The following is a 12488-nucleotide window of genomic DNA, read 5'->3' on the forward strand; positions in this document are numbered from 1 at the left end:
GCGGAGTTAGCCGGCGAGGAGCTGGCGGGCCATGACGATGCGCTGGATCTGGTTGGTACCTTCGTAGATCTGGGTGATCTTGGCGTCCCGCATGAGCCGTTCGGCGGGGAAGTCCTGGGTGTAGCCGTAGCCGCCGAGTAGCTGTACGGCGTCGGTGGTCACCTGCATGGCGGTGTCCGACGCCAGACACTTGGCGGCGGCGCCGAAGAACGTGAGGTCGGCGTCCCCCCGCTCGGACTTGGCGGCGGCGACATACACCATCTGGCGCGCGGCCTCCAGCGCCATGGCCATGTCGGCAAGCATGAACTGGATCCCCTGGAAGTCCGCGATGCGCTTGCCGAACTGCTTGCGCTCCTTGACGTAGTTCAGGGCGAGGTCGAGTGCGCCCTGGGCGATGCCGATGGCTTGTGCACCGATGGTCACCCGAGTGTGGTCGAGAGTACGCAGCGCCAGCCGGAGGCCGTGACCGAGCTCGCCGATGAGACGATCCTCGGGAATGCGGCAGTCGTCGAAGAGCAGCTCGCGGGTCGGAGAGCCCTTGATGCCCAGCTTCTTCTCCGGGCTGCCGACGGAGAAGCCCGGGTCGGAGCTCTCCACGATGAAAGCGCTGATGTTGGCGCCGCGTCGGCCGTCGGGGTCGGTGACGGCGAGCACGGTGTAGTACTCGGAGATCCCCGCGTTGGTGATCCAGGACTTCTGCCCGGAGAGCACCCAGTGGTCGCCGTCGCGGGCGGCGCGGGTCTTCATCGCAGCGGTGTCGGAGCCGGCCTCACGTTCGGAGAGGCCGTAGGAGAAGGCGGCCTCGCCGCGGGCCAGCGGTGGGAGGTATCGCTGTTTCAGGTCGTCGGTGCCGCCGAGGATGAGCGGGAGGCTGCCGAGCTTGTTCACGGCGGGGATCAGCGAGGAGGACGCGCAGACGCGGGCGACCTCCTCGATGACGATGCAGGTGGCGAGCGCGTCGGCGCCGACGCCGTCGTATTCGACAGGGACGTGGGGCGCGTGGAAGTCGGAGGCCACCAGCGCGTCGTAGGCCTCCTGCGGGAACCGGCTGTGGGCGTCGACGTCGGCGGCGTACGGCGCGATCTTGTCGTAGGCCAGGGTGCGCACGGCGTCGCGCAACTCGAGGTGCTCGTCGCTGAGTCGGTACAGGTCGAAGTCGGTGGCGGTCATGGGTTCCTCGCTCACTAGGTCGCTTGCCAGGGCGCTCAGTAGGTGCAGAAGAGTTACTAGGGCGCTCAGTAGGTGTAGGGCGCTCAGTAGGTGTAGAAGCCGCGGCCGGTCTTGCGACCCAGCAGGCCGGCGTCGACCATGCGGGCCAGCAGCGGCGGCGGCGCATAGAGGGGTTCCTTGAACTCCTCGTACAGCGACTCGGCCACTGCCTTGGTGGTGTCCAGCCCGATCAGGTCAGCCAGCGCCAGCGGTCCTTGCGGGTGGGCGGCACCACGGACCAGTCCCTGGTCGATGTCCTCGGCCGTGGCGAACCCGGACTCCAGCATCCGGATCGCCGAGAGCACGAACGGGATCAGCAGGGCGTTGACCACGAAGCCCGCCCGGTCCTGGCAGTCGATGGCGTGCTTGCCCAGATCGTCCTGCACGAACGCCCGCGCCCGCTCGGTCGTCTCCGGGTCGGTCAGCAGGCTCGGCACCAGTTCGACCAGGGACAGCACCGGGACCGGGTTGAAGAAGTGGATACCCAGGACATGGGTGGGCCGTTCGGTGGCCACGGCGAGCTTCATGATCGGAATGGAGGAGGTGTTGGAGGCCAGCACCGCGTCCGGGTCCTTGACGACGTCGTCGAGTCGCTTGAACAGCGTGGACTTGGCGGTCTCGTCCTCGACGATCGCCTCCACCACGAGGCCGCGGTCGGCCAGGGCCTCGATGTCCTCGACGACCTGGATGCGTTCGAGTACTTCCGTGGCGCTGGCCACCTTGCCGCGGCTCTCCGCGCGGGACAGTGATGTCTCCAGGCGTTGCCGTCCAGCGGTCACGGCGGGCGTGGTCATCTCCACGACGACCACGTCCTTACCGGCACGGGCGCAGACCTCGGCGATCCCGGCACCCATCAGGCCACAGCCGACGATACCGACCTTGTTGATGGCGTTCACCTGGCTCCTCCTCCACGGTGTTGGTACGCAGTATCATAGTTGTGGAACTACGTACCACCAAGTAATTTCGGTGCTGTGGAGCAGCAGCCGGCCCGCTTGGCCAAGGACAGGCTCGTCGCGGCGGCGTTCGAGCTCTTCGAGGAGCATGGCTTCGAGGGCACGACGGTCGACGACATCGCGCAACGCGCGGGCGTCGGTCGGACGACGTTCTTCCGGATCTACCGGTCCAAGGAGGACGTGATCTTTCCCGAGCACGACGTGCTGCTCGGCCACATCGAAGCCCGGCTTGCGACCGCCGCTCCAGAGACCCGCGGGCTCGCTCTCGCGGAGGCTGCCCGCATAGTGCTGCAGCACTACCTCGCCGAGGGCGGGCTCGCCCGCGCCCGCTACCGCCTGACCAGCACCGTCCCTGCACTGCGCGCCCGCGAGGTGGCCGGCATCCGGCAGTATCAGCGCCTGTTCGCCAGGTTCCTGCGTGACTGGATGGGCAACGCGCCCGACGGCGCCCTGCGTGCCGAGCTGGTGTCCGCGGCCATCGTCACCGCCCACAACCATGTGCTCCGACGCTGGCTCCGAGGCGAGACCACCTCCCCCGGCGAGGAGTTCAACCGTGCGATGGAGGTGGCGCTCGAGCATCTCGAAACACCTGCTGAAGCCGGGACAGCCGTTGTCGTATTCCGCACCTCCGCCGGCGTGGACGCCGTGGTCACCCGGCTGTGTCGGGCACTTGAAGAGGAACAGCGGCGCCCCTTGAGCTAGCGAGGGTGTCTGAAAGGGATGCCGGCGGACCTACTTCGCGGTACTGGTCACGGAAGGGGACGCCTCGGACCGCACCGGGGAACGGTGGCGATCGACCGAAGGGCAGGATGGGCACACGGTCCGGGGCGGACACCGCCCGCCCGGCTGCTCTGCTCGTTGCCCCGCTCGGTCCGTTACCCTGCTACCCCATCCGAAGCTGGAGATCGTCTTGTCCCACCCCGAGGAAGCGGTGATTCTCATCGTCCCGGCGTCCCGGCGGCTACCATGACCGGACGCGAACCCTTCCGCGGCGCGGTCCTCGATGCGGTGCTGGAACGGATCACCTATGCCAACGAGGAGACCGGCTACACGGTCGCGCGGGTTGACACCGGGCGTGGCGGTGACCTGGTGACCGTCGTCGGGGCGTTGCTCGGCGCGCAGCCGGGGGAGTCGCTACGGATGCGGGGGCGATGGGGTTCGCATCCGCAGTACGGCCGCCAGTTCCAGGTCGAGGATTACACGACCGTGCTGCCGGCGACCGTCCAGGGCGTGCAGCGCTATCTCGGCTCGGGCCTCATCAAGGGCATCGGTCCGCGCCTGGCCGAACGCATCGTCGAGCATTTCGGGGTCGCGGCGCTGGACGTCATCGAAAAGGAGCCGGAACGACTCATCGAGGTGCCGAAGCTCGGCCCGAAGCGTACCAGGGCGATCGCCGAGGCGTGGGAGGAACAGAAGGCCATCAAGGAGGTGATGGTCTTTCTTCAGGGGGCGGGTGTGTCCACCTCGCTGGCGGTGCGGATCTACAAACAGTACGGGGACGCGTCGATCGGTGTGGTGCGCAATGAGCCCTACCGGCTGGCCACGGACGTCTGGGGCATCGGGTTCCGCACCGCGGACACCATCGCGAAGGCGGTGGGGATTCCGCATGACAGCCCGCAGCGGATCAAGGCTGGCCTGCTGTTCACGCTGTCCGAGGCCACCGACGGCGGTGGCCACTGCTTTCTGCCCGAGCCCCGGCTCATCAGCGACGCCGTGCAGATTCTCCAGGTCGACACCGGTGACGTCATCGAGTGCCTGGGGGAGCTGGTTGCCGAGGACGGGGTCGTCCGGGAGGAGGTTCCAAGCGAGGATCCGGCGACGCCGACGGCCGCGATCTACCTGGTGCCGTTCCACCGGGCCGAGATCTCCGTTGCTGGCCAGTTGCGCCGCCTGCTGAATACCGGCGCGGACCGGTTGGCCGCCTTCGCCTTGGTGGACTGGGACCGGGCGTTGGGCTGGCTGCGGGAGCGGACCGGGGTCGAGCTCGCGCCGGCCCAGCGCGATGCGGTGCAGCTTGCCCTGACGTCCAGGGTCGCCGTGCTGACGGGCGGACCGGGCTGCGGCAAGAGTTTCACCGTCCGCTCCATCGTGACGCTCGCGTTGGCCCGGCAGGCGAAGGTGATCCTCGCCGCGCCGACCGGCCGGGCCGCGAAGCGGCTGACCGAGCTGACCGGGCACGAGGCATTGACGGTGCACCGGCTGCTGGAGCTGCGGCCGGGAGGTGACGCCGCCTTCGACCGGGACCGCCCGCTCGACGCCGACCTGATCGTCGTCGACGAGGCGTCGATGGTCGACCTGCTACTGGCGAACAAGCTTGCCAAGGCGGTTCCGCCCGGCGCGCATCTGCTGCTGGTCGGCGACGTCGACCAGCTGCCGTCGGTCGGTGCCGGCCAGGTGCTACGCGACCTGCTCGCCGAGGGGACGCCGATCCCGCATGTCCGGCTCACCCAGGTCTTCCGAGCGGCGACCGAGTCCGGGGTGGTGACCAACGCGCACCGCATCAACCGTGGTGACTATCCGCTGGTCCGGGGATTGCCCGACTTCTTCTTGTTCGCCGCGGAGGAGGTGGAGGAGGCGGCGAAAATCACCGCGGAGGTGGTCGCCCGGCGGATTCCGGCGAAGTTCGGGCTCGATCCGCGCCGGGACGTGCAGGTGCTGACCCCGATGCACCGCGGCCCGGCGGGGGCCGGCGCGCTGAACACCCTGCTGCAGGAGGCCCTGACGCCGTCCCGCCCGAACGTGGCCGAGCGGCGCTTTGGTAGCCGGACGTTCCGGGTCGGCGACAAGGTTACGCAGGTGCGCAACAACTACGACAAGGGCGCGAGTGGAGTCTTCAACGGCACTCTCGGCGTGGTCACCGCGCTGGATGTGGAGAACCAGACGCTCACCATCCGGACCGACGAGGACGAGGACATCGACTACGACTTCGGGGAACTCGACGAGCTGACCCACGCCTACGCGGTGACGATCCACCGCTCCCAGGGCAGTGAGTACCCCGCGGTCGTCATCCCGCTCACCACCAGCGCCTGGATGATGCTGCAACGCAATCTGCTCTACACGGCCGTCACCCGGGCGAAGAAGCTGGTCGTGCTGGTGGGATCCCGCCGGGCGATCGGCCAGGCGGTGCGGGCCGCCGGTCACGGCCAGCGGCACACCGCGCTCGACCACCGGCTGCGTAGCGGGTGACTGGTGAACACCACCTACCACCGGCTCGTAACGGTAACGGCGACACGGTCAGCTCGACGCCGCCACGCCCAGGCTCACGCTGGTTGCCGCGGCTATGACCGCTGCCTCCGCTTCCGCGATGACCTTCTTGACGATCGGGGCGACCGGCGTCAGGTCGGTCGCCGTCCGGATCCGCTCCTTCGCGTGCCCGCGGGACGCGCGCTCGGGTGCCACCACATCGAGTAGACGGGCCGGGCCCGCGAGCAGGAGAAGTTCCTCGGCGAGCAGCATCGTCGTCTCCTCATTCGTCGGCGTTCGTGCCCCGGACCCCTACCTGGTCCGGAGACGGGGGCGCCCGGTCGGCAGGCTGGCAATCCCCGGTCGCGAAGCCGACGCCCACAACGGCGTATATCGGCCTCCGACCGCTATGAACCATGTCACATCTACCGCTGACGTTAGATGGAGGCGCTACCTTCGTGCGGTGACGCCTTCCGACACCGCCGCCGGCACTCTGTCGCTTGAGGCCGACGAGGTCCTGGCCCGGCCCGGTCCGGACAACTACAAGTGGATCGCGCTGTCGAACGCGACCATTGGCATCCTGATGGTGACGATCAACAGTTCGATTCTTCTCATCGCCCTTCCGGACATCTTCCGGGGAATCGAGATAGACCCGCTCGCACCGGAGAACACCGCGTACTTCCTCTGGATCCTGATGGGATTCCTGCTGGTCACCTCGGTGCTCGTGGTGAGTCTGGGGCGGGTCGGCGACATGTTCGGCCGGGTGCGGATGTACAACCTCGGCTTCGCGATCTTCACGCTGTTCTCGATCCTGCTCGCCGTCACCTGGATGCATGGCACGGCAGCCGCCTGGTGGATCATCATCATGCGGGTGCTGCAGGGCGTGGGCGGTGCCTTCCTCTTCGCCAACTCCAGCGCGATCATCACTGACGCCTTCCCGGAGGACGAACGCGGGCTCGCCCTGGGGGTCAACGGCGTCGCGGCGATCGTCGGATCATTTCTGGGGCTGTTGATCGGCGGTCTGCTGGCGCCGGTCGAATGGCATCTGGTCTTTCTCGTCTCGGTGCCGTTCGGCATCTTCGGGACGGTCTGGGCCTACCTGAAGCTGCGCGACAACGGGGCGCGCACCCAGGCCCGGATCGACTGGGCCGGCAACATCACGTTCGCGGTCGGCCTCATCGCGATCCTGACCGGCATCGTCTACGGGCTGCAGCCCTATGGCGCTCACACGATGGGCTGGACCAAGCCGTTCGTGCTGAGCTGCCTGTTCGGTGGTCTCGCGGTGCTGATCGGCTTCGTCGTCATCGAGCTGCGCTCCGCCGACCCGATGTTCCGTCTGGACCTGTTCCGGAGCCGGACCTTCACCATGGGCAGCATCGCGGCTCTGCTCGGCGCGCTCGCCCGTGGTGGTCTGCAGTTCATGTTGATCATCTGGCTGCAGGGGATCTGGTTGCCGCTGCATGGCTACAGCTTCGAGAAGACCCCGCTGTGGGCCGGCATCTACCTGATTCCGGTGACCGTCGGATTCCTGGTGGCGGGGCCGCTGGCCGGCCGGTTCGCGGACCGCTACGGTGCGCGTCCGTTCGCCACCCTGGGATTGGTGATCACGGCGGTGGTGTTCCTGCTGTTCGACGCCATTCCCATCGACTTCGACTATCCGTGGTTCGCGCTGATCCTGTTGCTGATGGGCCTGTCCATGGGCCTGTCCATGGGCCTGTTCGCGGGGCCGAACACCAGCAGCGTGATGAACACCCTGCCGCCCAACCAGCGCGGTGCCGGTGCCGGCATGCTCAACACGTTCCAGAACTCGGCCAGCGTGCTGTCCATCGGTGTTTTCTTCACCATCATCGCGCTCGGGCTGGCCGCCAGCCTTCCGGACGCCATGTACTCCGGACTTGTCGGGCAGGGCGTCTCCCCGGCGAAGGCGCACGAGCTGGCGAACCTGCCGCCGATCGGCAGCCTGTTCGCCGCGTTCCTCGGGTACAACCCCACCGAGCGACTGCTCGGCCCGGACACCCTGTCGCAGCTCGACCCGGCGAAGGCCGACTTCCTCACCGGGCACACCTTCTTCCCGAACCTCATCTCCGGGCCGTTCGGTGACGGTCTGCGCCTCGCCTTCGCCTTCGCTGCCGTCGCCTGCCTGGTCGCCGCGGGCTTCTCCTGGCTGCGCGGGAAGCAGCGGCCGCACGTGCGCCGTCCGCTGCTTGAAGAGACGGCCGAGGGGCTGGCCGGCGCGGGCGACATCGCGGCGATGGAGGACGGTGCCGGGAGCGCTCTTCCGAGCAGCCCCCTGGCCGCCGAGCGATAGGACGCGGGCTGGGCCGAGCGTGAGAAAGGCCCTGACGTCGATGATCAGAGCCGCCGATGGCGCCGTGCGGGCCGATGGCGCCGTGCGGGCCGATGGCGCCGTGCGGGCCGATGGCGCCGTGCGGGCCGATGGCGCCGTGCGGAACAATTGCCTGGTGCGGGACGGCGACGCGGCCAAGAGCCCGGTCAAGAGTGCAGCCAAGAGCGCGGTCAAGGATGCGGCTCGTGGCCTGCGCGGGATCGGTCAGGCCGCGCAGGAACTGGGCGTCTCGGTGCGGGCCCTGCGGTATTACCAGGAGGTGGGGCTGCTCACCCCGTCCGGGCGCACCCTGGGCGGGAACCGGCTGTACGCGGATTCCGACCTCGTCCGGGTGCGGCGCATCCGCGAGCTGCAGACGCTGCTCGGCTTCAACCTGGACGAGATCCGCACGATCCTCGCCTACGAGGATCGTCTCGCCCAGGTCCGGCAGGAGTATCATGCGGCGTCCGACGACGCGGACCGCATCCGGCTGCTGACCGAGGGCACGTCGGCATACCGGAGGCTCCGCGTCGAGATCGACGAGAAAATCAGCCGGCTGGTGGCCTTCCGTGACGAGATCGACGAACGGATCGAGCGGGCGGACCGGCTGGCCAGGGGGGTCGCCGACAGCTCCCAGTGATCATCCGATCGTCGGGTTGGGCCGGCGTGCCGGGTCGGTCTGGGAACCTCGACCGCGAGGAGCGCCACATCGTCGTTCAGCGTCGATCGCGTCCAGTCCCGGACCCGGTCGGCGAGATCGGTCAGCGCCTCGTCGAGTGACGTGTGGGCGAACGCGGCCTCGGCCGCGGGCAGCAGGGGGAAGAAGGCGCCGGTCGTGAGGGCGCGTGCCTCGGTGATGCCGTCGGTGTAGAACAGCAGGCGATCCCCCGCCCGCAGCACGGCGTCCGTCACGTTGCTCCCGTCCGTGATCAGCCCGAGCGGTGGCAGCCTGGACGAGACAGTGAGCAGATCCGCCTGCCCGGCACGAACGAGAACGGGATCGGGATGTCCCGCGTTCGCCAGCGTCAGACGGCTGCCGTCGACCTGCCCGACGACCGCGGTGACGAAGTCGTCCAGGCCGCTGGCATCGGCGACCTCCGCGTCGAGGTTCGCCAGCAGATCGCGCAGGTCGCCCGTGCGTCGACTCATCAGCCGGAAGCAGCTGAGCACCCGGCTCGCGATCCGCACGGCGTCGAGCCCCTTGCCCCGTACGTCACCAATGAGCAGGCGGGTTCCCCACGGGCTGTCGACGACCTCGTACAGATCCCCACCGATCATGGCCTCCACGGTGGCACTCTCGTAGCGGACGGCGAACCGCAGCCCGCCGGACGACGACGGGACGGGACGGGACGGGACGGGACTGAGGATCGTCTGCTGCGCCACCTCGGCCACCCGAGTGACGTTCTGCAGCTTCGTCTCGCGTCGGATGTTGTACCGGCTGACCAGGACGGCCATCACTCCGCCGGCCGTGACCCCGACCAGCCGGACCACCTGGGCCGTCGGGCCACCGCCGCTCCGGCCGAACAGGTCATCGTGCAGACCCAGCCGGATGCCCGCCAGGACCGCCGCCACCCCGTAGCCTGCGGTCAGCCGGGGTCCGGCGAACGTGGCCGCGAGCATGGGGCTCAGAATCGCGAGTCCGATCACGTTCCATTTCTGGTTGCTCAGTTGCAGTCCGACCACCAGGGCGAGTATGAGCATCGGGGCGATTGGGGCGAACCAGCGCAGCACCCTCAGCACCTCAGCACCCCCGGGAGATCCGCCCGGGGATCTCGCCTTGGCCGGGCCGCATGGGTGTCTGTCTACCCGCGAGCGGTCCGGACCGAACCCGCCGGAGCCTGCTTCCAGGGGTCCTCACCAGCCAGCATGGACGCGCTGACCCGGTGGCGGACCCGGCCGCCGAGACCTCGATCGCGCGCCTCGCCGAGCAGCTCGCGGCGCTGTGAACCCGTTCAGCGGGGTGCCATCCGGATGGCACCGTCGAGGCGGATGGTCTCGCCGTTGAGCATGGGGTTCGCGATGATCTGGGTCGCGAGCAGGCCGTACTCGTCGGGGGAGCCCAGGCGCGAGGGGTGCGGGACCTGCTGGCCGAGAGAGACGCGAGCCGGCTCCGGCAGCGAGGCGAGCAGCGGGGTGTCGAACAGGCCGGGGGCGATGGTCACCACGCGGATCTTCAGACCGGCGAGGTCGCGGGCGATCGGCAGCGTCATGCCGACGATGCCGCCCTTGGACGCCGAGTAGGCGGCCTGCCCGATCTGGCCCTCGAACGCCGCCACGGACGCGGTGTTGATGATGACGCCACGCTCACCGTCGATCTCCTCGGTCCTGCTGATCCGCTCGGCCGCGAGTCGGATGACGTTGAACGAGCCGATCAGGTTGACCTTGACGACCCGCTCGAAGATGGCCAGTGGGAACGGCCCTTCCTTGCTCAGCGTCTTGGCGGCGTTGCTGATGCCGGCGCAGTTGACGGCGATGCGCAGCGGGCCCAGCTCGGCCGCTACGTCCAGGGCTGCCGTCACGTCCTGCTCGGAGGTGACGTCGCCGGGGCTGAATCGCACCGAACTGCCGAACTTCTCCGCGACCGCCGCGCCGTTCGAGGACGGGAGGTCGAGGAGGACCACGCTGGCACCAGCGTCGATGAGCCGGGTGGCGGTGGCAAGGCCGAGGCCGGAAGCCCCGCCGGTCACCACGGCGACTGAATCCGTGATCTGCACGTGAGTTCCTCTCCGGGAGGGACATCGGCCGGAGGCGCGGCCTTGGCTGTGCGGGGTGGAGCTGGGGGAACGAGCCGGCCGTCCCCCGACCGGCGACCAGGGGAGGCGGCCATCCGTGCACACCCCCGAAGACGTGCGCACCCCGGAAGAGTAGTGCAAGCCGCGCGGGCGGACAGCGCTCCCGTGGGCCGCCAGCTCCGCGCTGCCCACCGGTTGGCGCGGATTGGGACCGGGCCCGGTGGGACCAGGAGGATCAGTAGGTGCAGGTGGGCGGGCCCGGCGAGGGCGCTCCCGGCGGCGCCGGTCCGGCGGCGGGTCCGGCCGCCGCCGGTGCGGGCGCAGGCGCGGCCCTACCGGCCGTCACGCTCGGCGTCACCACCGCGGTGAAGCCGGAGCCGAGGACGAGCTGGACACCGGTGATGCTCGCATCGGCGAGCAGGACCGAGCCGGGCACCGCCGCGGCGACGGTGTTCGCCTCGGCCTCCTGCCCGGGGGCGTAGACCACCCGGGAGGTCTCGTGGGTGAGGACCGAGGCGTTGCCGGCGTTGCGGGCGTGGAAGCCCTTGGCAGTCAGCTGCTCGGTGACCTTGGAGGCGAGTCCGGCCCGCGACGAGCCGTTGTAGACGGCGGCCCGGACCTGGGAGGGCGCGGCGGCGGCGCCGGGAGCGAGCGCCGGACCGGTCCCCCCGCTCCCGGCGTCGATGGTAGAACTCGCGCCCTCGGCCTTGCCACCCATCGGCGCGACGATGCGCTGCAGGTCGTCCGGCCGGTAGAACTGCACGGAGGAGGGGACTCCGTGCAGGCGGATGTTGCCGTTGTCGTCGATCGCCCCCTCGGCACGGGTCGGCGCGTGGACGGGCACGGTCTGCATCTGGAGGCCCCCGGTGGCCAGCCCGCGGACTCGGGTGCCGAGGCTGCGCAGGTCGGCGATGCTGGTGTGGTTGTCGAGGGTGAGCGCGCTCGCTGCCGCCGATACCAGCTTCTGGGCCTTGATCGGGTTCGTCAGGGTGTCGTCTGCCATGATCTTGTGGAACATCGAGCCGATGAACTGCTGCTGCCGGCGGATGCGGTCGAAGTCGCCGTCCGGCAGGCCGTGGCGTTGGCGAACGAAGGCCAGGGCCTGGTCGCCGCCGAGCTGGATCGTCCCGGGCCCACCGACGAATCCGCTCATCGGGTCGTTGGTGTTCGTGCTCATCCGCCACCGCCCGCGGTCGTCCTGGTAGCGGCTCGGTTTCGCGTCCGACGGCTTGATGCAGACCTGGACACCGCCGATGGCATCGGTGATCTCCTTGAAACCCTCCAGGTCCATCGAGATGTAGCGGTCGACCTGCAGGCCGGTCAGGCTCTGCACCGTCTGCACCAACAGCGACGGGCCGCCTACGGAGATCGCGGCGTTGAACTTGTCGTGCCAGGCCTTGTGACGTTTGCCGGCCCCATCGGTGTACTCGGGGATCAGCACATACATGTCGCGGGGGAAGGAGACCATGGTGGTGGTCCCATCCTTCGTCAGGTGCGCGAGGATCGTCGTGTCGGAGCGCTGGCCCGGCGCGTCTCCGTACTTACCGTTGGTACCGGCGCGGCTGTCGGTTCCGACCAGCAGGTAGTTCGCGGTCCCCACCCCGCCGGAGTCGCCGCCCGAACCGAGGCCGAGGTCGACCCGGTTGACCTTGCCGTCGACATAGAAGTACGCGGCCCAGCCCCCCACCGTGGCCACGAACACGAGGCAGGACACGCAGGCCAGGAAGACCCGCAACCCGCGACGCCTAGCCGACCGTCCGCCGCGTGCCGACCCGGATCCCGACCGGCCGGACCCCGATCCCCGCGGGTCGAGCCGGGGCGGAAGCACCCGCGCGTGGTCGGCGGCGTCGTTCTGCGGGTGCGGTGCGGTCACTTCCCGCCTCTCCTTGAGCGGTCCGGCGAGCAGGGTCCGGCATGGCACGGAAAGTAACACGAATGGTTTCATGCTCCCTTATGAGGGGTTCAGCCGAGTTGGGTGCAGTTCTCCCCAGGTGAGATCAAGCGGCGAGTGTGTAGCTGGGTGAGTACTTGCTGTCGTGGTTGCGGGCGCGTTCCCGGTCGAGGTGATACGCCCAGTAGGCGTCG

10 protein-coding genes and 1 pseudogene are annotated in these 12488 nt (G+C 69.1%); 5 read left to right on the plus strand and 6 right to left on the minus strand.

The features are described 5' to 3' along the window. Positions 1–6 precede the first annotated feature (6 nt). Entirely contained in the window at positions 7–1170 is a 1164-nt protein-coding gene (locus tag AC08OX_RS08945; protein ID WP_476607379.1) for an acyl-CoA dehydrogenase family protein, read from the minus strand. Positions 1171–1253: 83 nt separating this feature from the next. Then, a complete protein-coding gene (locus AC08OX_RS08950; RefSeq protein WP_476607380.1) occupies positions 1254–2105 on the minus strand; it encodes a 3-hydroxybutyryl-CoA dehydrogenase in 852 nt (283 codons plus the stop codon). Between the two features lie 75 nt (positions 2106–2180). Here AC08OX_RS08950 and AC08OX_RS08955 point away from each other — a divergent pair, with 75 nt between their 5' ends. Both AC08OX_RS08955 and recD2 read left to right on the plus strand, forming a co-directional pair. Further along, positions 2181–2864, plus strand: a complete 684-nt coding sequence (locus AC08OX_RS08955) for a TetR/AcrR family transcriptional regulator (RefSeq protein WP_476607381.1) — start codon at positions 2181–2183, stop codon at positions 2862–2864. Between the two features lie 264 nt (positions 2865–3128). Continuing rightward, positions 3129–5348, plus strand: a complete 2220-nt coding sequence (gene recD2, locus AC08OX_RS08960) for an SF1B family DNA helicase RecD2 (RefSeq protein ID WP_476607382.1) — start codon at positions 3129–3131, stop codon at positions 5346–5348. Between the two features lie 48 nt (positions 5349–5396). Here the strand turns inward: recD2 and AC08OX_RS08965 are convergent, their stop codons facing one another. After that, the gene (locus AC08OX_RS08965; protein ID WP_476607383.1) at positions 5397–5618 is read right to left on the minus strand and encodes a hypothetical protein; all 222 of its coding nucleotides are present in this window, start codon (positions 5616–5618) and stop codon (positions 5397–5399) included. Positions 5619–5808: 190 nt separating this feature from the next. Here AC08OX_RS08965 and AC08OX_RS08970 point away from each other — a divergent pair, with 190 nt between their 5' ends. Next, positions 5809–7653 (plus strand): MFS transporter, encoded by a 1845-nt coding sequence (locus tag AC08OX_RS08970; RefSeq protein WP_476607384.1) that lies wholly within the window; start codon positions 5809–5811, stop codon positions 7651–7653. Between the two features lie 40 nt (positions 7654–7693). Continuing rightward, positions 7694–8311 (plus strand): MerR family transcriptional regulator, encoded by a 618-nt coding sequence (locus tag AC08OX_RS08975; protein ID WP_476607385.1) that lies wholly within the window; start codon positions 7694–7696, stop codon positions 8309–8311. A 104-nt stretch (positions 8312–8415) separates the two neighbouring features. On the opposite strand, the pseudogene AC08OX_RS08980 reads toward AC08OX_RS08975, so the two are convergent. After that, a pseudogene (locus AC08OX_RS08980) lies at positions 8416–9372 on the minus strand (PP2C family protein-serine/threonine phosphatase); the annotation flags it as partial. Between the two features lie 89 nt (positions 9373–9461). Between AC08OX_RS08980 and AC08OX_RS08985 the strand changes: the two are divergent. After that, positions 9462–9617: a hypothetical protein gene (locus tag AC08OX_RS08985; protein ID WP_476607386.1), complete on the plus strand. Its 156-nt coding sequence runs from the start codon at positions 9462–9464 to the stop codon at positions 9615–9617. Positions 9618–9623: 6 nt separating this feature from the next. Here AC08OX_RS08985 and AC08OX_RS08990 read toward each other — a convergent pair whose 3' ends face one another. Together AC08OX_RS08990 and AC08OX_RS08995 are read right to left on the minus strand one after the other, a co-directional pair. Next, entirely contained in the window at positions 9624–10385 is a 762-nt protein-coding gene (locus tag AC08OX_RS08990) for a 3-hydroxyacyl-CoA dehydrogenase (RefSeq protein WP_476607387.1), read from the minus strand. 253 nt (positions 10386–10638) lie between these two features. Next, complete coding sequence (locus AC08OX_RS08995) at positions 10639–12276, minus strand: LCP family protein (protein ID WP_476607388.1); 1638 nt, start codon at positions 12274–12276, stop codon at positions 10639–10641. Positions 12277–12488 lie beyond the last annotated feature (212 nt).

The organism is Frankia sp. CoBUL1 (assembly GCF_978021245.1).